23 protein-coding genes are annotated in these 24,683 nt (G+C 55.0%); 16 read left to right on the top strand and 7 right to left on the bottom strand.

The window, feature by feature from the left end; translation table 11 throughout:
• Positions 1–381: 381 nt before the first annotated feature.
• Positions 382–795, top strand: coding sequence for a hypothetical protein (locus TBK1r_RS12995; RefSeq protein WP_419581293.1), 414 nt, complete (start codon positions 382–384; stop codon positions 793–795).
• A gap of 113 nt (positions 796–908) precedes the next feature.
• Here TBK1r_RS12995 and TBK1r_RS12990 read toward each other — a convergent pair whose 3' ends face one another.
• Positions 909–1,127, bottom strand: coding sequence for a carbon storage regulator (locus tag TBK1r_RS12990; protein WP_145211042.1), 219 nt, complete (start codon positions 1,125–1,127; stop codon positions 909–911).
• Between the two features lie 52 nt (positions 1,128–1,179).
• Positions 1,180–1,737, bottom strand: coding sequence for a response regulator (locus TBK1r_RS12985; protein WP_145211039.1), 558 nt, complete (start codon positions 1,735–1,737; stop codon positions 1,180–1,182).
• Positions 1,738–2,583: 846 nt separating this feature from the next.
• Between TBK1r_RS12985 and TBK1r_RS12980 the strand changes: the two genes are divergently transcribed.
• From TBK1r_RS12980 to TBK1r_RS12950, 8 genes are all read left to right on the top strand, one after another.
• Positions 2,584–4,632, top strand: coding sequence for a 2Fe-2S iron-sulfur cluster-binding protein (locus TBK1r_RS12980; RefSeq protein WP_419581292.1), 2,049 nt, complete (start codon positions 2,584–2,586; stop codon positions 4,630–4,632).
• A gap of 63 nt (positions 4,633–4,695) precedes the next feature.
• Positions 4,696–5,460: a hypothetical protein gene (locus tag TBK1r_RS12975; RefSeq protein WP_145211035.1), complete on the top strand. Its 765-nt coding sequence runs from the start codon at positions 4,696–4,698 to the stop codon at positions 5,458–5,460.
• 12 nt (positions 5,461–5,472) lie between these two features.
• Positions 5,473–6,258 (top strand): cytochrome c3 family protein, encoded by a 786-nt coding sequence (locus tag TBK1r_RS12970; RefSeq protein WP_145211032.1) that lies wholly within the window; start codon positions 5,473–5,475, stop codon positions 6,256–6,258.
• A 102-nt stretch (positions 6,259–6,360) separates the two neighbouring features.
• Positions 6,361–7,836: a ferredoxin reductase family protein gene (locus tag TBK1r_RS12965; RefSeq protein ID WP_145211029.1), complete on the top strand. Its 1,476-nt coding sequence runs from the start codon at positions 6,361–6,363 to the stop codon at positions 7,834–7,836.
• A gap of 125 nt (positions 7,837–7,961) precedes the next feature.
• On the top strand, positions 7,962–9,218 hold the full coding sequence (locus TBK1r_RS12960; RefSeq protein WP_145211026.1) for a cation:proton antiporter: 1,257 nt from the start codon (positions 7,962–7,964) through the stop codon (positions 9,216–9,218).
• A gap of 207 nt (positions 9,219–9,425) precedes the next feature.
• Entirely contained in the window at positions 9,426–9,875 is a 450-nt protein-coding gene (locus TBK1r_RS12955; RefSeq protein ID WP_145211023.1) for a hypothetical protein, read from the top strand.
• A gap of 131 nt (positions 9,876–10,006) precedes the next feature.
• Complete coding sequence (locus TBK1r_RS38570; protein ID WP_339943181.1) at positions 10,007–10,135, top strand: hypothetical protein; 129 nt, start codon at positions 10,007–10,009, stop codon at positions 10,133–10,135.
• Positions 10,136–10,470: 335 nt separating this feature from the next.
• The gene (locus TBK1r_RS12950) at positions 10,471–11,499 is read left to right on the top strand and encodes an anti-sigma factor family protein (protein WP_145211020.1); all 1,029 of its coding nucleotides are present in this window, start codon (positions 10,471–10,473) and stop codon (positions 11,497–11,499) included.
• 89 nt (positions 11,500–11,588) lie between these two features.
• Here the strand turns inward: TBK1r_RS12950 and TBK1r_RS12945 are convergent, their stop codons facing one another.
• Positions 11,589–12,773, bottom strand: a complete 1,185-nt coding sequence (locus TBK1r_RS12945; RefSeq protein ID WP_145211017.1) for an acyltransferase family protein — start codon at positions 12,771–12,773, stop codon at positions 11,589–11,591.
• A gap of 1,029 nt (positions 12,774–13,802) precedes the next feature.
• Between TBK1r_RS12945 and TBK1r_RS12940 the strand changes: the two genes are divergently transcribed.
• From TBK1r_RS12940 to TBK1r_RS12920, 5 genes are all read left to right on the top strand, one after another.
• Entirely contained in the window at positions 13,803–14,429 is a 627-nt protein-coding gene (locus TBK1r_RS12940) for a hypothetical protein (protein ID WP_419581291.1), read from the top strand.
• Between the two features lie 416 nt (positions 14,430–14,845).
• A complete protein-coding gene (locus tag TBK1r_RS12935; protein ID WP_145211014.1) occupies positions 14,846–15,148 on the top strand; it encodes a DUF5676 family membrane protein in 303 nt (100 codons plus the stop codon).
• Between the two features lie 174 nt (positions 15,149–15,322).
• Complete coding sequence (locus tag TBK1r_RS12930) at positions 15,323–16,660, top strand: APC family permease (protein ID WP_473772508.1); 1,338 nt, start codon at positions 15,323–15,325, stop codon at positions 16,658–16,660.
• 59 nt (positions 16,661–16,719) lie between these two features.
• Positions 16,720–18,072 (top strand): site-2 protease family protein, encoded by a 1,353-nt coding sequence (locus TBK1r_RS12925; protein ID WP_145211011.1) that lies wholly within the window; start codon positions 16,720–16,722, stop codon positions 18,070–18,072.
• A gap of 33 nt (positions 18,073–18,105) precedes the next feature.
• Complete coding sequence (locus tag TBK1r_RS12920) at positions 18,106–18,597, top strand: hypothetical protein (RefSeq protein ID WP_145211009.1); 492 nt, start codon at positions 18,106–18,108, stop codon at positions 18,595–18,597.
• A gap of 139 nt (positions 18,598–18,736) precedes the next feature.
• Here TBK1r_RS12920 and TBK1r_RS39445 read toward each other — a convergent pair whose 3' ends face one another.
• Both TBK1r_RS39445 and TBK1r_RS12910 read right to left on the bottom strand, forming a co-directional pair.
• The gene (locus tag TBK1r_RS39445) at positions 18,737–19,060 is read right to left on the bottom strand and encodes a four-helix bundle copper-binding protein (RefSeq protein WP_145211006.1); all 324 of its coding nucleotides are present in this window, start codon (positions 19,058–19,060) and stop codon (positions 18,737–18,739) included.
• A gap of 333 nt (positions 19,061–19,393) precedes the next feature.
• The gene (locus tag TBK1r_RS12910; protein ID WP_473772507.1) at positions 19,394–19,867 is read right to left on the bottom strand and encodes a DUF305 domain-containing protein; all 474 of its coding nucleotides are present in this window, start codon (positions 19,865–19,867) and stop codon (positions 19,394–19,396) included.
• A gap of 365 nt (positions 19,868–20,232) precedes the next feature.
• Here TBK1r_RS12910 and TBK1r_RS12905 point away from each other — a divergent pair, with 365 nt between their 5' ends.
• Complete coding sequence (locus tag TBK1r_RS12905; RefSeq protein WP_145211003.1) at positions 20,233–20,763, top strand: hypothetical protein; 531 nt, start codon at positions 20,233–20,235, stop codon at positions 20,761–20,763.
• Between the two features lie 249 nt (positions 20,764–21,012).
• On the opposite strand, the gene TBK1r_RS12900 is transcribed toward TBK1r_RS12905, so the two are convergent.
• Complete coding sequence (locus TBK1r_RS12900) at positions 21,013–21,375, bottom strand: hypothetical protein (protein WP_145211000.1); 363 nt, start codon at positions 21,373–21,375, stop codon at positions 21,013–21,015.
• A gap of 338 nt (positions 21,376–21,713) precedes the next feature.
• Between TBK1r_RS12900 and TBK1r_RS12895 the strand changes: the two genes are divergently transcribed.
• Positions 21,714–23,498 (top strand): TonB-dependent receptor, encoded by a 1,785-nt coding sequence (locus TBK1r_RS12895; protein ID WP_145210997.1) that lies wholly within the window; start codon positions 21,714–21,716, stop codon positions 23,496–23,498.
• A 20-nt stretch (positions 23,499–23,518) separates the two neighbouring features.
• On the opposite strand, the gene TBK1r_RS12890 is transcribed toward TBK1r_RS12895, so the two are convergent.
• Entirely contained in the window at positions 23,519–24,556 is a 1,038-nt protein-coding gene (locus tag TBK1r_RS12890) for a methionyl-tRNA formyltransferase (protein ID WP_145210994.1), read from the bottom strand.
• Positions 24,557–24,683: the final 127 nt, after the last annotated feature.

The following is a 24,683-nucleotide window of genomic DNA, read 5'->3' as shown; positions in this document are numbered from 1 at the left end:
GCGTACTCACTTGCGATACAGCCCGGGACGCGGCAAGCAGCCAAGTTTTCAAGTGGTCATGTTGACCGCTCCCTGGATCATGAACGCATGAAAACACTAAGCGTTTGATCCAGATTGGTCTAACGAGACGGCCAATCAATCGGCATGACCAGCATGCTCGCGCCATGTTTTCACGAACCCGTGATCTTTGGCGTGAAGAAACCATGTGAAACTCGCATCTAAATCAGTGGAAGCTTGGCATCTGGATTGCAGATCGCCCCGCTTGTTCCCGCACTGGCCTAAACGGGCCTTCACATTCCTTTCAAAAGGCGATTTCCGATGAAGAACGCATCAAAACTCAAAATTTTTGCTGGCTTGGTTGTTGTAGCTGCCGCGATTTCGTTGTCTTCACCCGTGATGGCCAATGGCGGTCATGGAGGTGGTCATGGTGGCGGACACGTCGGCGGCGGTCATGGCTTCGGAGGCCATGGGAGTTACGGCCATGGTGGTTACGGACACGGGGGATACGGACACGGGGGATACGGCCATGGGGGTAGCTATGGGCATGGGTATGGTGGATATGGTCACGGTGGATACGGTCACGGTTATGGCTACGGTCATGGAGCCAGCTACTACGGTATCGGGCTTGGCTATGGCGTGGGTTACAGCGGCATTGGCTACGGGGGCTTCGGCTACGGCAGCTACTATCCCAGCTATTACTCCAGTTACGTCCCGACGTATTCCAGCTACCGAGCGAGCTACGTTGCCCCTCGTCGAGTACTGCATCGTCGCGTCCGTTCGGGTTGCGGGTATTGATCCGTGATTGATGAGGTAGCCGAGTTGGGAAAGCGACGAATATCTTCCGCGCCGTCGAGCGATCTTCAGCGCGGCGAAATTTGCTCGCGGTTGATGCTTATCCGATGGGGGCCTTAACGCGGTTTCGTTGCCACTGGAGGTGTTTGAGAAACATCCGTTGTCATTGACGAGCTTGGTTCAATCGGCATCAGCTCGCCGCGCACGATGGCGACCTCGCGTGGTGCGTCGATCGCCAAGATGACTCGACCGCCGGAAGTCCGGTGTATCGTGATCGTGGTGTTCGTTCCGGGCAAGCACATCGACTCGCCTATTTTGCGTGACAGAATTAGCATGAAATCGGTCCTTCGATGATTGGCTTGTTTGTGTTGTTTGGGCGACGCCGTTTTAGGCAACGCTTCGGTATTTCGATTCAGTTTGCACAGGCGACTCGCTACCAAGCACTTGACGAATCCGTGCAGAAAGTCGAAACAAGTCACCGCCGTACTCGACCAATTCTTCGATTCCCAAGAAGTCGGCCATGGCATAGTCGTGGACTGCGACCTCAGCACCGTACAAAACGACTCGCGTATCGCAATCGAGCATCGCCAGCTTCGGAGCTAACTGCCATGCCTTTTGGCTTGGAAGGGCAAGCTGCGCCAGGACGAGTTTAGGGCGATACTTTCCGCACGCCTTCAGTGCATCCGTAGCCGACAAGGCTCTGACGACGCGATAGCCAGCTTCGATCAAATCACCGGCCAATCGAGCATAAACCTCGTCGCGTGGTTCGACGATGAATGCGATGGGACGGGGCGTTGACTGGCGACTTTGATGCGGTTTGGGAAGTTTGTCCTGTTTACGAGATGGCCGTATTGGTGTCGAGCGAACGGGCGATTCTTGTTTCGAGGTCTCTCGAGCGGCGGTTATTGATCTCGCGATCTTCTCGCCATTCATTTGTTCCGTCACGACAAAGGTGCCGTGGCAGTGCCCGCACGCAACTTCTTCGCCAATGAGGTGCGGGCGAACCTTCGCGGGGCGTCCGCATACCGGGCAGCCAATTAGGAGTGGCTCGGTGGCTCCGCGTTGATAGCTTTCTGTTGCGATGGGAGCATATCGTTCTTGCATGATCATTTTGAAATCACTTTCCGTTTGAGAATGTCGTTTGGTTTGTTGCAGTGGGGCGAACGTCGAAAATGACGTGCGCTACAAACGAAAACGACATAGGGCAACGCAAAGCGGCGCACCCGCCAGCACGGCGGGGGAAGCCTGCGTGACCGCGCGGGAAAGTGAACTGCCTGTCCAGTGCGAAGCAAAGACTCGCTCGCTCGCGAAGTTCAGCGATGGAACTTCGGATTGTGGCTCAAGACCCTGATCAGGTGATGATTGCTGGCATCTACAAGGGCATGACTGGCAAGGCGCCGAAGAATCAGTTCCGCAGCAACAGTCCGGTGTGGAATCTGCTGAAGTCAGGGACGAAACGATTTTCGACGGGCAATGCTCGCATTTGCAAGTGGAAGACTGCGGCGCCCCGGCCGAGAACACGACGACGGCGATGAGGGCAGCAAGTTTCATTAGGCCAAAAAGCATTGGGTTCATGGGATCGTCCGTGATCGCGACTCATTCAACGCCCTGTTCTGGGCCAGTGTCGCGAGGTTTGATGCACAAGAGGATGGAATCCTTCGCGGCAAATCAAAAATTTTCTAAACAAATTCGGAAGTGATTTGCAGCCGTTCAGGTTTGTCCGTGAAGAAACGGAAGGATTTCCGCATCCAAAGGGGTAATAACATCACACGAAATGGGAAAGTTCGCTCGATGCAACGCCGTATTGCCGTTTTTCATTTGCCTGTAGCCACCGTGATGGTGATCGGGTTAGCCGCGTCCGGAATTGCGTACGCCCAGATTTCGCCAGAAGAACACGCGAGTCACCATCCCGAAGAAGCTGCCAAAACGTCCGGCGAGTCAGGAATGGGTGGCATGGGCGGTAAGGGAATGGGCGGCCCGCCCGAAGGAGCTGGGCCGGGAATGATGGGCGGTAAAGGCGGGGGCATGGGAGGAATGATGGGAGGTGGCAAAGGCGGCGGCGGGATGATGGGTGGCGGCGGAATGGGTGGCATGATGGAGAAGATGGGGGCGCCCAAACCCAAAGACCTGTATCCATCGTTGATGGAATTGCCCGATTTACCAATGGAGCGACGTGGCGAGTTGGAGCAAGAGGCGCACCAGCGAATGATCGCGGGAACCCGAGTGCTGAGCGAAGGCTTTGATGAGCTTTCCTCGTCAGCGGGCAGCGACGACTTCGCGGCAATGCAGGCGGCGACCGCCAAGATTCGCGAAGGACTCGGTGATTTTGAAAGTGGCCTGGCAGCCCATCGCGCCCTTCGGGAAGGCAAAGCACCACGCAGTGTCGCCCTTCAGTGGTTCAAAAGCGAGATGAACTTGACTGACGGTTCCCCGGTGGCAGCGTCGAACGCTTGGCTATGGGGCATGACACCGTTCCACACGATCGTGATGGTGATCTTGGTGCTGTTCGCGGCCACCATGATCTGGATGTACTTCTTCAAAATGCGCCGCGCCGCTTCGCTGCTCGGGCAGCTAGCAGTAAGTGGAGGAGGTGGGAGTGGAGGAGTGAGGAGTGAGGAGCGGAGGAGTGAGGGGGAAAGCACGAACGACCCCCAACTGATTCCTCCTAACTCGTCACTCCCAACTCCTAACTCCTCACTCATCACTCCTAACTCAGATTGCTGCGACACCGATGATGGTTGTGTGACCGAACAAAAGGCCGAAGGCATCAATCACGACGGGCTGCTCGCCGTTGGCAAAAAGAAGCTCTGTAAGCTGCGAGTTGCCAAGATCATTCAAGAAACAGAAGACGTGAAGACGTTTCGCTTGGTTGCGTGCCACGGTGGCGGCATTCCGTTCAGCTACCTGCCGGGTCAGTTCCTGACGTTTACGTTGCCGGTTGCCGAGAAACCGATCAAACGCAGTTACACAATTTCGTCTTCACCCACTCAGGGCTACTTCTGCGAGGTCACTGTCAAACGTGAAGATAAAGGCGCGGGGTCTCGTTACCTGCATGACCAAGTGAAAGTCGGCGACACGTTGGAAGTCAAAGCCCCGAGTGGCAAGTTCGTCTTCTCGGGGAAGGAATCGGACGACATCGTATTGATCTCCGGTGGCGTCGGAATCACACCGATGATGAGCATCGCCAGGGCGCTCACGGACATGGCATGGCCCGGCGAGATTCATTTCGTCGCCGCGTGCCGCGATCCCGAGCACTTCATCTTTGAATCGGAACTCAAACGACTTCAAGAGCAGTTTGACAACCTGCACGTCCACGTCGCGATGAGCCGGATCAAGAAAGACGTCAACGGCTATACGAGCGGTCGCCTGAATAAAGAATTGCTGGCCGAGTGGGTGCCGGACATCGCGTCAAAACGCATTCACATCTGTGGTGCTCCGGCCATGATGGAGGCCACCAAAGCGATGCTCGCGGAACTAGAAGTACCTGCCGAGAGCATTCATACCGAGAACTTTGGCTCCACACAAAAGCCGAAGGCGAAAGTTGTCAAGAAACAAGAGGCTCACGAAGAGAAAGCGACAGGTGCAAAAATCAGGTTCGCGACATCCGACAAGTCGACCTCGTTGCCTCCCGACGAAACGATCCTCGAAGCGTCCGAACGGATCGGCGTCGACATTGATTACTCATGCCGTGTCGGAACCTGCGGTGAATGCCGCGTGAAGCTGCTTTCGGGCAACGTGTCGATGGAAGTGGACGATGGGCTAGAACCGGATGAGAAGGAAGCGGGGATGATTTTGGCTTGCCAGGCGAAGGCGAAAGAAGACGTTAGCGTGGAGGCTTAGTGAAGAGTCGGGAGTGAGGAGTTTGTTTTCTCGACTCCTACCTCTCGTACTTGGAGGAAACTTATGAAAGAGCGAGAAAAGATCGTTGTCACTGGCCTCGTCGTCCTCATGCTGCTCGCATGGCTGGGCTTTCCTCTGCATCACTCGCATCGCTTTGCGGGCAGTTTCTGGGGCGGCGTTTTTGGTGTGACCGGGGCGCTGCTGATGCTGGTGCCGCTGGCGTACCTGGTCGTCAAACGCAACAAGAAACTGAAGCAGGCCGTCACCAAACACGTTTCGATGCGAACGCTGCTCGCATGGCATATCTATGCCGGTGTGCTGGGCCCGATCCTGGTCATCCTGCACAGCGGCCACAAGTACAACAGTCCGCTGGGAATCATGCTAACGGCGATGACATTGCTGGTCGTTGTCAGCGGCTTCATCGGGCGATACCTGATGTCGGGATTCGCAAAGGAGATCAAAGCCCAAAAAGCGATGCTGTCCGAATTGCAAACCGCCTACGACCAAGCCGTCATTGAGGTTGGCTCACATCCGGCTACCGCTGAAAGCTTGCGGCCATTCTCGGGGTTTTTCAGCCGTCTGACTGCTGGTTTCCTTTTGCCGGAAGCGAGCGACACAGTGAATTCGCCGGGGCAAAGCACGATCGCACTCATTCGCCTTGCCGAATCCATTGCGGATGTCGAATACGCAATCGCGACGCACGAGGACTTCAAACAATGGTTCGGCAAGTGGTTGAAGTTTCACATCGTGATTTCGTTTGTTCTCTACGCCCTGATGTTCGTGCATGTTTACTACGCCGTCTACTTCGGCTTGCGGTGGTTTGAATAAGACTCGATCTCCATGAAACGCAACCTACTTATCTTCGTCACGCTCGCGGCAATCCTGTCGACCGCCTACGCCATGGGTGTTTTGCCGAAATCGGCGACGAATGCCGTGTCACACACGTTGCACCGCTCGGTCAATCCCGGCCCGCTGTCGGCTGCACACGCCAACCTTGGTGACAATTGCCAAGCCTGCCACACGCCGGTGATGGGTGTTGACACCGCGAAGTGCATCTTGTGTCACGCCAATAACGAGTCGATTCTGCAACGTCAACCGACAGCCTTTCACGCCAGCGTCGGCACCTGCAAGCAATGCCATCTCGAACATCAAGGATTGGATGCGAACTTGTCGGAAATGGACCACTCGCTACTGACCTCGATCGGGATGAAGGCTATGCAAAACGCGGAAGCGGGAACTGAAGAAGCGTCGGCCTATAACATGCTCGTCGATAAACTTCGACTGGCGTCTCCACCGCACGAACGGATCAGTTTGCAAGAATCGGTGCTCGACTGTGCTTCGTGTCATTCCAACGATGACCAACACCAGAGCTTATTCGGCGGCGATTGTGCCCAGTGCCATGCAACCAATCGCTGGACGATCCCCGAATTCAAACACCCGTCAACCAGTTCGACCGACTGCAACCAATGCCATCAGGCACCACCAAGCCACTACATGATGCACTTCAAGATGATCTCGGCGAAGGTCGCCGGTAAACCGCACGCCCGCGTCGAACAATGTCACCAGTGTCATCAAACGACGAGCTGGAACGACATCAAACGAGCCGGCTGGTACAAGCATCACTAGTAGAGTGGGGGAGTGACGAGTTGGGAGTTAAGAGTTTGATTCCCCAACTCCCAACTCCCAACTCCTCACTCCTCACTCCTCACTCCCCACTCCCCACTAAAAATGAAAACCGCTCTCATCGCACTCTACTTGCTCACCGTGACCGCACCGGTTTGGATCGCCTTGCTAGCGGTCCCGCAAACGGACCATTCGCTTTGGAGCGAGGTGGCGAAGAATAGTGGCCTGATCGGAATCGGCGTTCTGCTGATGCAGTTTGTCCTGGCCTCGCGGCTGCCAGTAACGAATCGCTACTTTGGCCTCGATAGCGTGATGATCTTTCACCGCTCGATGGGCATGTTCGCACTCGCCCTATTGCTCGTGCATCCCGTCTTGCTAGCGTTTGGCGAAGGGAACTGGAAGCTGCTCTACGGTCTCGATCAGACCTGGTACATCTGGGCTGGTAAGACGACGTTGTTGCTCTTGCTCGTTCACATATTGATCTCCGTGTTCCGTCGATCGTTGAGGCTCAGCTTTGAGCGGTGGCGAGTTTTTCATGATTCGCTGGCCATAGCGATCATCGCGTTGGCGCTGCTCCACAGTTGGTACGCGGGCGGTGATCTATCCGCATTGCCGATGCAGATTTTGTGGGTGCTGCTTGGCGGCGCAGCGATCGCCGCGTTTGTTTGGCATCGACTCATCCGACCGCGACGCTTGGCGTCCAAGCCATATCGCGTTGACGACGTTCGACAGGAATCACCTGATGTTTGCACGTTGCGATTCGCGTTGCCCGAGGGTGAAACAGCTAACCATTTGCCGGGTCAGTTTCACTTCTTGACGTTTCCAAACTCCGCTGTTGTTCCTGCGGAGGAACACCACTTCACGATTTCCTCCAGCCCGACACTGACCGGGTTTGTCGAATCCACGATCAAAGCTTCGGGAGATTTCACCAGTCAAGTCGGCAAGATTCAAAGTGGCGAAACAGCGATTGTGCAGGGCAACTTTGGTCGCTTTTCCTACACCTTGAACCGGAACGAATCCGAACTCGTGTTCATCGCTGGCGGCATCGGCATCACGCCGCTGATGAGCATGCTTCGTCACATGCGAGACATCGGTGATGAGCGTCCTGTCACACTGATCTATGGCAACAAGACCGAAGCGGACATCGTGTTTCGCAGCGAGTTAGATGAGATGCAATCGACACAACAACCGTCATTGCAGGTCGTACATGTCCTGTCCACACCCAAAGAACCGTGGCCGGGAGAGCACGGACACATTGATGGAAAGTTGCTCAACCGCTTGCTCGGCGGCGAGCTAATGAAAACCGGCTTCTATTTGTGCGGCCCTGCGGCGATGACCAGTAAGGTCGTCACTGCCCTGCGGCAACACAAGGTGCCACGCCACAACATCCATACCGAGTCGTTTTCCTTGACGGAAGACACGGCACCGACGAGTGCCAGAAGCATCTTTCGGAAATGGGTGACGGCACTGGCAATCGTCATCGCAGTCGTTGTTACGGTTACGGTGGCTGGCATACGTGCCGGAGGCAGCGAAGCCTCTGGCGACGGACACGAACATTCTCACAGTCATCACAGCCACTGAGTCAATTGAATTAGAACTACTACTCGATATAGGTGGCTACGGACTAACGTATTGGCAAGTTAGCTTGGTTGCTCCTCACGAGAGCTGATTTGTGATTTGTTGGTTTGCGAGAAAAATCATTTTTCATGGATACAACTTCCGTCACAATTGTCTCGCTGGCAATCATTCTTTACAGCCTTGTGTCGGCGCGATTACGGCAGAGCGTCATCACGGCTCCGATCGTTTTCGTTTCATTCGGACTGCTGGTTGGCGATGCCGGATTTGGCGTACTCGAATTCCGGTTGGAACATGACGCCATCCATCTCCTGGCGGAATTGACTTTGATCGTAGTGCTGTTCACGGATGCATCTCGCATTGACTTAAAGCTACTTCGCCGTGAACACGATTTGCCTATTCGATTGTTGACGATTGGTCTACCGCTTTGCATGTTGGTTGGAACGATCGCTGCTTGGTGGTTGTTCCCTGAGTTTGGGTTTTGGCAAGCCGCAGTATTGGCCGCGATTGTTGCTCCAACCGATGCAGCATTGGCACATTCTGTCGTGACGAACAAACTGGTTCCGACGCGCATTCGTCAAGCAATCAGCGTCGAAAGTGGGTTGAACGATGGGTTGTGTCTGCCGTTGTTCTTGATCTTCTTGTGTGGTGCACGTGTCGCTGAGCATTTGGAAACGACGGCCTATTGGGTACAGTTCGCCGCGATGCAAATCGGACTTGGACCACTGGTCGGTATCGGAGTTGGCTACATCGGCGGAAAACTGATTGAACGTTCGGCGATTCGCGAGTGGGTAAGCCATTCTTTTCTCGAACTGACAACCATCGCTCTGGCATTGGTTGCCTACGGAACGGCGGAGTCAGTCGGCGGGAACGGCTTTATCGCGGCCTTCTGTGCGGGACTGACTGTCGGGAACGTCTCTCGATCAATTTGCCTCGCCATCCATGAGTTTGCGGAGGCGGAAGGGCAGTTGCTCACTCTGTTAATCTTCTTTGTCTTTGGTGCTGTCCTATTGCCGCTGGCCTACACGAATCTCACATTCACCGGGATGCTCTTCGCAATTCTGGCGCTGACAGTGTTACGGATGTTGCCGGTGGCGATCAGTCTTGTCGGTACTCGATTGCGTGGGGAAACACGTTTGTTTGTCGGATGGTTCGGTCCCCGTGGTGTCGCATCAATCGTGTTCGCCTTGGTGCTGCTCCAGGAAATTGAGGTTCCCGCCCGGCAAGACATCTTTGCGATCGCAATGGCGACGGTCGCACTGAGTGTCTTTTGCCATGGATTGACCGCATATCCGGTCGCGAAATGGTACGCCGTCCGAGCCGAACGGGCGAAGGAAATCAGCCCAGCAGCGGAACACGAGCCCATCGTTGAAATGCCCTTTCGCTAATTGCCTTACTCGTGACCACGTTGATCACGCCGCCAGCGTTGAAGCGGGCGATGGGAGGAGTTGGGGGTGAGGAGTTGGGAAGTTGGCGAACCAAACTCCTTACTCCCTATTCCTCACTTTCTTCTTTTTTCGTGAAGGATTCGGCGAGCAGCGGCATCTAACCGAGCAGTCTACTAACCACTACCTCCTCAAGGATTCGAGGAAATCATGAAAAACGCAATGAAGCCGTTGGTCTGGCCAGTCGCTCTTTCGCTGGTCTTTGTCTTTTCCGGCTGTGCCAAAGATCGCACCGCCCTCGTGGGAATGCCCGGCGGCGGGGGCTGTGGTGGAGGAGGCTGCGGTGGCTGCGGTAGCTCGCCTAGTCCTGCAGGTTATGCCGCCGTGGCAGATTACCGTTCCCCTGGCGGTGCGGCGATGCCCCAGCAAAACATGTCGCACCAAGCGATGGCTTCGACATCCGTGCAGCAGCCAATGGCTGCCTCCGGTGGTGTCATCAATCACAAACTTTGCCCGGTGATGGGCGAGCCGCTGGGTTCGATGGGTAATCCCGTTCCGGTGACCGTTGGCGGGGAAACTCTGTATGTTTGCTGTCGCGGCTGCGTGAAGAAGGTAAAAGCCGACCCTGCCAAATATTTCGCGATCGCTCGCAACGAGTGAATATTTCTCGAATCTCGTGAAGAAAGCTTGCCAGTCAAGCATCCAAAAGTTTGCGGTTGCCAGCGATCACTAACGTTGCTGGGGCTCGTCAGTCTGAACTTTGAAAACTTTCTCGATCAAGGATGAATGAGATGAAAAACGTACTACGCGCCGGTTTCCTGGTCTTGGCATTGGTGATGGCCGTCACCGCAATCGGCTGTGCCGCCTCCGGTGGCGGTGGCTATGGCGGTTCGGATGGGCACTATGGTCATAGCCACTGAGGTCAATTGACGGTTCGCCAGTCTGGATTGACTGACACACACCGTTATTACCCGATTGAAGCGACGACGGTTGGCCGATTTTATGTCCCCCCTGCGTGAAACCCGTCAGCCGTTCGCTTCGTTCTGCTTGTCGCTGGGATCGGCGCAACAGCGATGATAAGCATGTTGAGGCGCATGTGTGGCACCTGGAGCCAGAATCTGGTGTAACGGCATGACTAGTGGATGGCAAGCTCGACATTGGACACGATTTCTCGAATAATCACGTGAATTCGTGAAGAATCCGTCTCAACGCGACATCTAAATCGGGGCAGTTTAGAGAGTGATGGGATCCAAGCATGGCAAAGAACATGAATTGCAACAGCGTCCAACAACAACTTTCAAGCTACTTCGACGGCGAGCTTTCTGAGCCGGCCGCGATGCAGGTGCGTCAGCACGTCCAAACCTGTGCGACTTGTCAAGCGGAACTGGACGGGTTCGAGGCCGTCAGTATGGCGATTGGGACTCCGGTTCACGGCGAAGCACCGCCGTGGTCTGCGGTCCAGGAGAAGCTATTAACCGACGAGCCTGTGTCGCCTGCCGCAACGGTGCAACTCGCTCGACCGGCAGCCGAAGGAACCAATCGTCGATCCAAGTGGATCAGAGACGCGATGGTGATCGCCGGCTCGCTAGCCGCATCGGTCTTGATTTTGGCTTGGACCGTCGGGCGAAACGACGTTCCGATCCAAGTTGCAAGCCACGATACTTCTTCGATGCAGAACACAGCATCAGACACGACGAAACCATCTTCTGACGGTGCTGCCGCAAGCCACGGCCTTGCCGAACATCAACATGCAGGGGGCCATCAGTATGCGGCACACGGTGGGGAAGTTGCAGCCGTGGTCGATCTGCTCGACACACTAAATCAACACGCCGTCGGCACCGATGCGGCGATGCTGACGCTGGCAAGCCGATACAACGGTAAGGAGGCGTCTATGGACGAGGTAGTCGCCAGCTTCGGACGAAGGCCATCGATCGAGTCGATGTTGCCACCATCAGTCAAGCTCGTGTCCACAAAACTTCTCGAAATGCCGCAGTGCAATTGCAGCGAAGGCGAATGCACTTGTGGACCGGGCAGATGCAACTGCGTTGCCGCGGTATGCCGACGGGCCGACGGTTCAACGTTCTTGGTGGTCGAGCAATGTCGAGGACAGGATGTCAAATTCGGCGACGCACCCACTCAGATTGTCCAACGCGGCAAGCACGAGCTAAAGGTCGGCAAGAACGGCGACGCACTCGCCGTCAGTTGGCAGGCGGCAGGCGGTCGGCTCACCGCCTTTGGCTTGCAAGACCTGGAAGAACTCGATCAGATGCTGGCGATGAATTAGGCGCTCCCGCTCGTCGCGGAACTCGCCAAGAGTTTCGGACACCTGGCGAGATTCCGAACGGACCCGAAGGCCTTGGCGGCTTCCGCTACCTACCTGTGGTTGTGGCGTTGAATGCGTTGACGGCTTTCGCTTTCCGAATGAAAGTATCGCTTCCATCGCAAGCAGTGCTTTTCGAGTAGATGCCAACTCGCAACCGCGACGCAATACGTCAGCACGAACATGAACGCAATGTAGATCAGATGCGCGACTATGGAATCGTCGCCACCAAGTCGATCGAAGGCGCTGGCCGAGAACGGCGGCAGCGCAACCAGCGGAATCAGCGGGCTTTGAAACACATACATCGCGTAGCTGTATTTCCCCAGCGATCGCAGCCAACTCCAGCGAAACACGCGAGCAAGATTGTTTTGGCTTTCTGGCCGCAGAACAACGGCGATCAACAACGCAAACGAGACCGGAAATGCGGTTTCAGCGACCGTCAGTAGACGTCGATTGAAAAGAGCAACCGCCAACGTGGCAACAAAACTCAAAATTAGTAGGGTTCGCAAAACACGAATGCTTTGCACCGGCGATCGAGTGGTCGGCTGCGACCGCCGGTAAATCACCAACATCGCACCGATCAACATGGCGTCAAATCGAAAGAAGCTGAAAACGTCCGGCGCGACATCGTTATCGCTCCACGCCGCAAAGACGATTCGACTGGCAGCACAAGCCACGAATCCAATTCCCGTGACACGCAATAACCAACGATCAGGGACTGTGAAAATGATCCACGGCCAAATCAGATAGAAATGCTCCTCTACGGCGAGCGACCAAAAATGATCGAGTCGTCCAAAGTTCCACTCCCCCATCCAACTCATGCGAATGTTGCTGAGGTAGGTCCACAGGTAGAACTGTTGCTCGGTCGCTTGCGTGAACGGGGCACGGCTTCCTAGAACCCAGGGCAGGATCACGACGAAGAGGGCGAGAGCCGTGAAGTAAAGCGGGAAAATCCGTAGACTTCGCCTGGCAAAGAAGTTCCGATACCGGTGGGGGCTGGACTTCGCGTCCAGCAACACGCCGGTAATCAGGAATCCGGATAGAACAAAGAACAGTTCGACGCCCCGACTGCCTAACGTCAACGCATCATGCAGAACCGCCCCCAGTCGTGTGTCGGTCGGGGTGTCGCGACTGAAACGGTAGAGCGTCACGGCCAGAATCGCCAAACCCCGAACCCCATCCAATTCCGGGATGTGATTCGAGGCGACGATTGATTTCGAGCTTGCAGATTCGTTCATGCGATTGATGCCAAACGAAGTTCATTGCTTTGCCGTTCCGCTCAGCGTTGTGAACTCCGCTCGACACCGGTTGACCATCAGTGCTGATGACCGGCGTGTGGATCAGCCACAGCAGGTGCCGATTGGGTTGCCGGGGCGGCATTCGGCATTGGCATCGGTGGTGCCTGGCTGCTCGGGGATACATGGTTGCTCGAAGGTGTGGCACTCTGCGTTTGCAAGGCGGAATCGCCCGACGTGCTTAGCCGAAGCGTCGTGGGGATTGACGACGGTGCGGATACCGGTGCAACGCCAGCCTGGGTTTGACAGCAGTTTGATCCGCCATTGGCACAACAACTCGATCCGTTTCCGGCAATGGGCACACTTGCGAAAGGTTGAGGCGACGAAGTTTGGGCCGGGAAAGCCATCTGTGTTCGGATGGGGGCTGCCGAATACGGAGCGGCAAGATGAGTCGGCCTGTTGGAATAGACTGGAGCTGGCTGATAACTCATCGCTGGTTGGTAGCTCGGTGCCGCGGTTTGGTAGCCGCCAGCGTAGTACGACGCCCCAACGCCATACGGAGAACCCGGTATGGCGGTGATCGGCGCAGCAGCAATCCCCCCCTGAGCGTTGCCCGAGCAGCCGCAACCGGCTTGGGCTTGAGCAGGAACACCGATCAATCCGGCCAACGCGGTTGCTGCAATGAACGTTTTCATCATCAAAATCTCTCTGGTGGGTTTTGGGAATCGTGAACTCACATGGCCGCTTGGATGCCGCGAACCATCGCATCCTTCACGAAAAACCAGAGTAAGTCAGCTCGCTGAGGCTTTCAGGCATCGATTCGCTGTGCCAAAGTCAGCGAAAAACTGGGATTTGGCAGACTTTCTCGATTGTCCAAAAGATTCCGAATCTTCGTGAAGGATTAGGAAGCCACGAGCATCTAAGCGGGCAACGTACAACGTTTTCGCGTTGCGGTTGCTGGTGAGAGAATCGCCTGACGAACTGCAAAGCGAAAGAATTGGTTTCCCAACCCTGAATCGAAGGATTCTCCGAATGTCGATCAAACGATCACCCCTGTTGTTCTCGCTGGCCCTCGGACTGATTGCTAGCAGCCTCGTTTCTGTGAACGCTCTTGCCCACGAAGGCCACGATCACGAAGCGATGAAGAAGGCCGAGAAGAAGATCGAGGGCGCCCTTTCCACACTTCCGGCTGCTGACCAGAAGCTCGCGAAGGAACAACGATTCTGCCCCATCATGACCTACGACCGTCTCGGTTCGATGGGCACGCCGCTCAAGGTCATGATCGAAGGCAAGCCAGTCTTCCTATGTTGCAAGGCTTGCGTCGAGGATGCGAAGAAGGGCGGAGCGAAGACGGTCAAAACCGTCATGAAGTTACGTGATTCAACCGCCACACTCGCCAAGCTGCCCATGAACGAACGAATGGCAGTGGAAGCACAGAAGTACTGTGCCGTTGCCAACACCAGCTTCCTCGGCTCCATGGGCGCACCGCTGAAGCTTGAGATTGATGGCAAGCCGGTTTACCTCTGCTGCGGCGGATGCACCAAGAAAGCACAAGCTGATCCAGCAGGGACCCTTGCGAAGGCTCAAAAGCTGATCAAGGCCGGAACGCTTGAAGGTCACGATCACGCTACACATGGTCACGGTGAGCAAAAACACTGAGTTTGAGCTGGGAGTGAGGGGTGAGGAGTTCCCAATTTAGCTCACCCTTTTTGACTCCAAACTCCGCCACTCAATAGGCCGCGGCAGCATCCCCACTGCCGCGGCCTATTTTCGTTTCTGGACATCGTTTCTCGAGCGAATGATGAAGAAAACAGCGTTGAACTGCATCTAAAGAAGCAAACGACCAAGCCGCTGATCCACGAGAAAATGGAAAGAAACCATGAGTCACTTCTGGCGAATGCTATTGGGTTGCATGATCCCGATAGCGATGATTTTTGTTTTGCCTCTGCTCGGAGTCAGCGAAGGCGTGACCCTAGCCGTCTTCCTCGTTCTGATGCTCGGTTGCCACTTGCTCATGGTGCCCAGTCACCACTCGGGCCACCTTGATCACGACCACCAACACAAGGACCAAGGTCATGCAAACTCTTAGTATCAAACGTTTCGGCTTCGCGATCGCCAGTGCCTCGATCGTGTCGTACCTCGGATGTGTTTTCGTAATGATGACCGTCCCCAAGGATGTCGCAATCCGGTTCTTCAATAGCCTCATGCACGGCGTTGACGTCACCACAATCATGCGTTGGGACATGCCGATTGGCGAGACGGTGTTGGGCGCCGTTGGAATTTTCGTTTTGGGATGGTTGTTCGGCGCACTGATTGCTTGCTGCTACAACTGCTGCGGAAGAGAGAAGAAGAGTGGGGGAGTTGGGAGTCGGGAGTGAAGGAGTTGATTTCGATCGACCATTCGTAGCGGAATGCGCCTAGCATTTCGGCCTCACGAAAATCCGTTGCGATCCGAAAGCCATGGCCGCTTCCGCTACGGTCACCTGCTCAACCTTATGCCCTGGCACGGTACTCCCAACTCCCAACTCCTCACTCCTCACTAAGGAAAAACTTTGCCGGACGACGACAATAAGCAGTACGAAGAAAACAGCCTCTCGCTAACCGGCTCCGTCGCGATGGGCACTGGCGTCATGATCGGTGCCGGAATCTTTGCACTCACCGGACAAGTTGCCGAACAGGCGGGCGGTCTGTTTCCGCTGGCGTTCTTGGCCGCCGCCGTCGTTGCCGGATTCAGTGCTTACAGCTACGTGAAGATGGCCGAGCAGTACCCGTCCGCTGGCGGCATCGCCATGTTCTTGATGAAAGCCTACGGCAAGGGAACAGTGACCGCTGGCATGGCCCTACTGATGTACTTCTCCATGGTCATCAACGAAAGTCTCGTCGCTCGAACGTTCGGCACCTACACGTTGCAATTGTTCGACGCCAAAGAGAACCAGTTCCTTGTGCCAACTCTTGCCGTCGGTCTGCTTGTCGCTGCATTCGTCATCAATATTCTCGGCAACAAATTCATTGGCACTTTCTCGACAGTGACCGCCGTCATCAAAATTGCAGGTGTTTTGATCTTTGCTGCTTCGGGTTTATGGGTATCTGGACTGACGTTTGAAAGCGTTGGCGTTACCGAGCGAACGTCCGCTGGCAGTTTCTTGTCGGCGACGGCCCTGGCGCTGCTGGCATACAAAGGTTTCACAACAATCACCAATAGCGGATCGGAGATCAAGGAGCCGAAAAAGAACATCGGTCGCTCGATCATCATCTCGCTTTCCATTTGCTTGGGGGTTTATCTGCTCATCGCCTTTTCCGTCGCGGGCAATCTTTCAGTTGCCGAGATCATCAAACACCGTGACTACGCATTGGCTGAAGCCGCTCGCCCAGCGTTTGGTCAGTGGGGGACGTATTTCACCGTGGGCCTTGCGATCGTCGCGACGATTTCCGGACTGATCGCGAGCACGTTTGCCGTTTCACGAATGTTGGCCATGCTCAGTGAAATGAAGCTCGTGCCGCACAAGCACTTCGGAATGCCTGGCGATATCCAGAAGCACACACTTGTCTACACAGTGGTTTTCGCGATCACACTGACGATCCTGTTCGATCTGTCACGAATCGCGTCACTGGGAGCGATTTTTTATCTCGTGATGGACATGGCCGTGCACTGGGGCGTCTTGCGTCATGTACGCGACAAGGTGAATGCAAACCGGTGGATTCCGTCAATCGCATTGTTGTTTGATGTCGTCATTCTCGCAGCGTTTCTATGGATGAAAGCCAACAGCGACATGCTGGTCATCTGGGTCGCGCTCGTTGGCATTGTCTTCATCTTCGCCGGTGAAAAATTGTTTTTGTCCTGGAAGGATGAGGACGACGAATCAGATCATTCGGACGCTCATGCCATGTAGCAGTGAATCGGCAAAAGCAAACGAAACGAACATTCGCACAACCCAAACTGGATGACCTCATGGAAAAAGACACAACACCAATTGGCTGGCTCAACCTACTCTTTGTTCTCTGCCTCTTCTTGCCGGTTCTCGTACTGTTGATGATACCCGGCGGAACGATGATGGGCGGCTTCCTGTGGATGCCGATTGTTCTGTTGCTGTGCTTTTGGATGATCGCCAGCATGGCGGCGGCGGCTCGCGGTGAGCAACAGGAGCAAGCCGACCACACGGTCGACGATGGGGTTCGCATGATTCCGGACGGCGAGCAGCCGGATGCCATTCGCGCGGTGATGGATGTGCGAGTCGCGATGCAGCAAAACGGCGCCGGGATTTTTCGCGGACGCCTGACCACCCCCGCCGACGAAGCGCTCGTTCGACTGCAATCGGCCTTTGGTGAGAACGCAGTTCCGATGATCCAGCAGGACGACGAACTCGGAACAGCAATCGTCGTGATGAACCGTCCAACGGGGGAGGCGATGTTGGAACGCCCGACCCGACCTTGGCTGCACTGGCTCCTGTTCGGACTCACGTTCTTAACCACGACCTGGGCGGGAGCACTGCACCAAGGCGTCAATCTGCTCGAGCAACCCAGCGAAATCGCGGTCGGCCTTTGGTATTCCGTTGGCCTGATGTTGATCCTCGGCGTGCATGAATTGGGCCACTACTTCATGGCCCGGCACCACGGATTGAATGTCTCGCCGCCGTTCTTCATCCCAGTTCCGTTTGCCTTGGGAACATTCGGTGCGTTTATTCAGATGAAGTCACCCACCAGGAATCGACGAGCATTGTTCGACGTCGCGGTGGCAGGCCCGCTGGCGGGACTCGTCATTGCGATACCAGCGCTCCTGATCGGATTGCAAACGACCGAAGTGCTGCCACCGGATGCGGAACCAGCGTCCGGGATGATGGGGCACGGCACATCCGCCGGATCGTCGTTGCTTTTTGCGTTGATTTCCAAAATCGCACTGGGAGACCAGCTTCAAGACGGCTACTTGCTACAACTCAGCCCGCTCGCGTTCGCCGGATGGCTAGGTTTGTTGGTCACAGCCCTGAACCTAATGCCGATCGGTCAACTCGACGGCGGTCACATGGCCCGAGCGATGTTCGGACGGCGAGTCGGCGAAACGATCAGCAGCGTCGCCATGTGGTCGCTGTTCCTGCTAGCCATCTTCGTTTGGCCCGGACTATTGTTCTTCGCACTGTTCATCTACTTCATCGCCGGACGAGGAACACCGCCGCTCAACGACATCACACCCATCAGTCCTGGTCGCCGCTGGATCGGTTACGCAACCTTCGTGATCCTGGCGCTCATCCTGATTCCGCTGCCCCACAAGTTCTGGCAGGCGGCAGAAATTTACTGCCCGTATTTGTAGCAAAGAACTAGAAGCCGCAGGGCAACCAAGAGAATGCGAACCAAAATCGAACTACTCGACATTGGCGGGGAAGGACGCCACGAGAATGCTTGGAACCTCAATCCTCGGTCATTGAAAACGCTCGGGCCTGACAAGGGCGTTGCCTTCCCACATCACATCTTCGGACGGGCTGAGCGCATTCCGTTGCCCAATCGCAGCGTTCAGCAAATCCTCATGGAACGAGCACCCTTGCGTCGCGCTGCTGTCTTCGAGATGGTTCGCGTGATCGTGCTGGGTGGCACGATCATTCTTCGACATCACGCCGACAGCCGCCACAACCCGCACGTCATGGCTCAAGAATTGATTGACGCTGATTTCGCAGTGCAGCGAATCACGGTCGCACGCCAAGAACTGCAACAAACCTATTTCCGGGATGTTCGCTGCGCTGAGATGACGGGAACGACATCGAACCGGGATCGCCATCGTACTCGTGAGATCATCGTTGCTAATGAGGATCGACGCATCACAGGCCTTATACCCTGGTAGAGTATGCTGGTTAGGCGAAACTGTGCCAATGAGTGAAACGGTTGGATCGAGGCGCTCGACTCCTAGCGAGCGTCATCGCCTCCCGTAACACGCATAGGCTATACGGGAGGCGATCTTTACTCATTACTGCACAATAATTTTAAGCAGCACTTGCTGCCATGCTTTCGCATTCTTTGACACATTTTCGACAAGCTTCCGCACAACGCTTGCAATGATCGTGGTCGTGCTGCCCACATTGATCGGCACACCACTTGCAAATTTCGGCACACAACTGGCAGAACTGGCTGGCGTACTTGCTATCTCGCGCCATCGCCTTCACGCAGGCTTCGCAAATGTCGATGCACTGAGCACAGCAGCTTGGGCAATCGTTGTCACTCTTCTTTCCGCCCATGGCTTCGAGGCATTCGGTGCAAGCAACCACACACTGCTGACACGCGTCGATACAACTTTTGAATTGGCTCATCGTCTACTCCCGTGATTAATTGATTTTCTCATATGCGATCACTCGACCGCTTTAACTGCGATTACGTTTAGCAAGTGCTGTTCCAAAGTGAAGCAAAACAGGGAAAACGGCGCGTTCTCGATAGCTTGTAGCTCAAACCGGTGGATGAGCCGTCACGTCGGCCGATTGAGTTCCACAGCATCCGGACGGCGTGCAACAGTCTTAAGAGCCAAAGGCCTTCGTCACTGCGGTCTCGCGCAGTTCCCGGAGTTGACATGCTCGCCGTGATCGCGCTTATGTCCTGCCTTTTTCCGCTCGGCAACTTTCGCAACCTACCCAATTCGTCAAGCCGTTCTACCGTGACGCGATCGGGCCTTCAGACTCATTCTCCAAATCCGCGATCAACGCCTTCATCTCAGCAATTTCTTTTCTTTGCGCCTTAATGATCTCATCGGCTAATTCACGGACCCGTGGATCACTGATCTCAGCCCTTTCACTGGTCAGGATCGCGATTGAGTGGTGAGGGATCATAGCCTTCATCCAAGCGACGTCTTGAACCGTTTCTTGGCTCCGGACGAGGTACAAAGATCCAGTGAATACCACGATGCTGGTGACGAGAATCGCGATATTGGTCTTGGTGTCTTTGTACATCCCTAGCATGAACGACAGCATGATCATTGCCATGGTCGAACCCATCACCAACGCCATATAGAAGCGAGTCTCGCTCCAATAGACGTGATCGATGGCGTAAGTGTTCAGGTACATCAACAAGAGCATGACTGCGGTGGACGTTGCGATCATGGCTCCAAAAAGGCGATATTTGGACACGGTACTAATTCCTTTGGCTGTAAAATTGTTAGAGGCGATGGTGGCATATTTCGGCAAATCGCCATCCCGACTGACGCACTACGCAGATGGCGTGCCAACATCGATTTGTTCAAATCCGATGGGCGCGATCACCGGAGAGTTCGCAGTCATCGCAAATTCAACTGGCTAGATTGACGGCTCCGCGGCCAGCCTGTTCGATCTTCGCTCAAGCAGAAGCGAGCGAGTCATCGCATAGGAATTGCGAATCGAAGGATCGATGCCAAGGCTGACGCGTTCCCAACTACGCTGGATGTGGACGTTTCGATCGTCGCTGACGAGTGGATCCTTGCCACTTCGGTGGCGGTCATGAGCATACGGTTCATGAAATGCACAGCAAGGTCGTGATTGACGCAACGATTTTATCTGCGTTTGTGAACAAACCCTGCGAAAATTTTCAATCCGCTCGAAGCGCATTCCTGGCTGGGAATCATCAAAAATCTGCCGATCATCTGAGGACAGCATCCGCTTTTATGCGTCTCGAGTCTGTTCGTGCTGACGCCGCATCCCGTATCACAATCGAGAATTCGATCGGAGAGCTTGAACGCCTGGCGTCGGCGGTGGAGAAAGAACAAATTCAATCATACAGCGTCATGCAAAAGGCTTTCGTCGCCGCGCACCTTGCACTCTCGTCGCATCACTGCGTTCAAAGCTCGCATTGCTGTTGCCAACTAGAAAAAGGGGATCAAGTAGGCGATGTGACTTGCGTTTGTAGAGAACTCAACGCGGCAACGATACACCTGGAACAAGCCACCATGTGGAAGGACGAAAAAGCTCGATGCAGAGAGCCGGCAGACGCTTCAGTCAGCACATCGCGCAGCAGAGCAATGGCTGGCCGACGACGACTGGCAGGCAAGTAAACCAAAGGGTGAGAATCGCGAACAGATGCTGTCAGGTATGAGGCAACGCATCGGCACGTTGCATCAGAGACTTGAAGCATTCACCGGCCGACGCATTCAAATTGCTCGCCCAAGTGACATCGACGTGTTTGGTGGAACCGGAATGCGCTGAGCCGAACGTTTCGCGCGCCGGGACTGGTCGACAATCGACATGGCGCCGGCGCGTCGGGCGCTCAGGGCGCGTCACCAGGAACCGCCGAAGCTACCGCGTTAATGTCCGCCGATGCCAAAATGCAACGGTCCCACATCCAGGTGGACCCCGCCTTGGCTACGGTGGATAGGACGATAGGAACGATACGCTGGCACGTGATGCCCCGAAATGTAGCCGCGATAGCCCGATCCGTAGTGGGGGTAATGCGTGCCGTGGCCAACCAAGCCGTGACCACCGTAAACGCCAATTCCGCGATCGATATGGTGGACGCCCGATGATCTGTGACCTCCTACGATTCGATGCCCGTAGGCCGGACCGTGGTGATAGTCCCGATAGATGAAATCGGCAGCTTCAGTTCTTGCAGTGCCGATCCCTACACTGAGAATTCCGGCCGTCATTGCGACCATCAATAGGCGTTTCATTGTTTTGTCCTGAATTGGGAGGGGTAGAACGTTTTACTGATGGCAAAGCGACGCATTCCATGTGCCAAAGCGGCAAATCGCTGAAAACGACGCGTTTAGGACCTTTTGCGAAAAACAATCGAGCGAAATTGGTGTCAACAAGACGTCACTGAAGAGTCGGTTTGACTACACCTCGCCCTTGGACGGTCCGAACGAAATTGCTAACAAGCGAATCTTGACTCCAATTCGCAAGTTTTGCTACTTTCCGCCGAGATGTAACCTAGATAGCTGACACCCAAGGATGGGGACGATGTGCGGTGGATGGGATTGGACGCCCTTTGATACTAATGATTCTTGGCGTGATCGTATTGCGATGCGCGGGATCGGCGTCCGCGCAGGTGCTGCGTGATCCACGAGGTCACCTCTACACTACCAACGACGAAGTGGGCACCAACGAAGCCGACGCAGAGGAAGATGAGGAGAACGGCGAAAAAACCGAGGCGGGGGAAACCGAATCGTCAGCGGTAACGTTGTTAGAGCGTGGGAAGATCGCCTTTAACCGATCCTGTGTCGAATGCCATGATGCGGAGCGGTCGCTAAGCAAGCAAAAGAGTTTCGATGGATGGATGCGAACAATTCGCCGTATGGCGGCGATGGATGATGCCGACATTCCATCGGCCGACTTTGAACCGATTGCGGTATTCTTGACAGCCGAAGCCGGGGCAGCCGAAAGTTCCGACGATGAAGCCGACACCGAGTCGGACGATGAAGATTCCGAAAACGAAGAGGATGCAACTGGAGGCGATGCATCTGAAGATGACGGGCCGGACAGGGCACTGATCGAACAGGGAAGGATTGCGTTCAACTCATCTTGCATCCAGTGTCACGACGCTCAACGATCATTGAGCAAGCGGAAGAGCTTTGCCGGTTGGATGCAGACGATCCGGCGGATGGCAGCGATGGACGGCGCGCAAGTTCCCAGTTCGAGCTTTCGCGCGATCGCTACGTACCTTCGCTCGCAAAATGAAGGTTCGCAAAACGAATCAGGCGGTGACGGTGAATCCGCGGCTGCCGAAGAAAGCGTCAGTCCGTGGAGTTTTTCGACGACGGCCTCAACCGTGTGGCGTGGAAGCAGCGATACGATCGAAACCCCCGGATTCTTTATTGATGCCTGGGCAACGGCTGACTGGCAATCCGAGGGGCCACTGAAAGCGAAAGTCACCGCATGTACGAGTTGCCATTCCGATCGCAACACCAGTGGCGGCTTCACCCTGGAACTGGTTGAAGCGAGCGCGACATTGGATTTGTTGTCGTTTTTAAACAAACAAAAACCGCAGAAGTCAAAACAAAGCCCTCGGTTTGCCGACGAGTGTCCGTTCAAAGCCGAGCTGAAGGTGGGGCGATTCATCGTTCCTTTTGGCGCTTTCTCCTCGATGGTTCATCCGGGAAGTTTACGCACGGTGACCAACCCGCTGATGTTTGATATGGGGCGGCGAGTGGACCGCAGCATCCGGCCGGTACTAATGTTGCCGTTCTCTGACGAAGGCGTTGACTTGCAGTTTGCCCTTGCCGCATCGAACGACTGGGTGGCAACGATTGACCTGTTTGCGGTCAACGGACTTCAGGGCAATGCATCCGGAATCAACTTCAACACCAGCAGGCGGTACTACGATAACAATCGTCGGCCGGATTACGGAGGCCGCATGACCCTGGGCAACAACCGGATGAGGCTGGGTTTTTCAGCCATGGCGGGAGCGATTTCGGACGACCCGTTTGATGATCCCGCGCGGTATCAGATGATTGGCTGGGATGCGATCGCCAGGCCAAACGAAAAGCTGCGTTTCTATTTCGAGTATGCACAACGCCGGAATTTTGCGTTGACCGCATCGGACCTTGATGAATTTACATCTGGTTACGTCGCCGAAACCGAATACAGGCTTTGGGAGCCGCTTTCGTTTGTGGCGCGGCTCGACAATTTGGAGCGAAGGTCTACGGGCGGCGATGAGGAGATCGACCGTGTTACCTGGGGGTTCAATGTAGCGACGCCCGGCGGCAGTCTGCTGTTGTTGAACCACGAGCACTGGATTCTGCCCGACAATAGTGACATCGACGTGATCGGCGTCCGCTGGACGGCAACGTTCTAGCTCGGCCAACCAAATGTTAATCAAGCCGACTTCAAAATGTTCTGGACTGCAATACTGAAAAAACGCTCTCCTGGTCGGATCACAGGGGGCGTCTGCCCATCTTGAACAATGAGGGGCAGCTTCAGTTGAACGACGAAGTCAGGGTTTCGCGTGCAAACCACTACGTTTTCAGAATCCACTGCCAGCACTGTTCCCGGGCGAAGTTGACTACGAATTTGGAAGAGATTAAAGGCGCGCCCATTAATCCGGGTGGTGTTCGATTTGACAACCTCACCTTCATCAAATCCAAATGCGAGTTGGCCATCCGATGTGATTAATGGCAAAATTCCGTGAAGAGCGCGGATTCGTCGATCGATCACTTCCGGATCTTCCTCCCACGGAATCCAAGCCCACTCTGGGTGTTCTTTCGGCACGTAGGAAGCTCCACCTGTTTGCTTTTGGGGAACAATTGCCCCGTTCTTGAAATCGCAAAGTAGCTCCACGACTGACTCACCGAATCGATTCGCGATGCGTTCGTCGAGTTGGATCGCAGTATCTCGCGGCCTAACTTCAACGTCTTGCTGCCGTAGAATGTGCCCCGTATCAATTCCTTCATCAATTAGATGAAAAGTGATCCCCGCACTTTTGTCGCCATTAAAAATGGTAGCGATTTGTGGGCATGCACCTCGGTACTTCGGCAACAGAGAACCGTGGCAGTTGATCACGCGTTCCTTTGCTATCGACAGAACTGGCTGCTTGATGATTTCAGCCCAGCTGCCAATTAGCAGGACGTCGGGTGAGAGATTGAGCAATTCAGACCGGAATTCGTCCGAGTTGATACTTGGCGCTGTCAGAATCCGAACATGGTTGTCATGGGCCAACTGTAGTAGTTCAATTTCTGACGGATGATCTACTAGAAATCGATAGCGACTCAAGTTGCTCGCAGGCATCATCCCTAACACGATTACTTCGCCCGAAGAGGCGAGCAGATTTCGCATGATGCTCAAACCCAATCGGCCAAATCCCGCAAAAAGCACCCGAACCTGATTCGAGGAATCCGAGTCGCCTGCCGTCTTCATAAAATGCCCCAACTGTTTCTGAGATGCGTGATTCTCTCGTCTTTGCAAAGATCTGAGAACTAATGAAAACGAGCCTCCCTACAACGAGATCGGTCGTGTCACTGGTGCTCAATTGAGTTTAGCATCC

The organism is Stieleria magnilauensis (assembly GCA_007753675.1).
GTDB lineage: Bacteria > Planctomycetota > Planctomycetia > Pirellulales > Pirellulaceae > Stieleria > Stieleria magnilauensis.
Note: the sequence above shows the minus strand (reverse complement) of the source record. Positions and strands in the feature narration are given on the sequence as shown.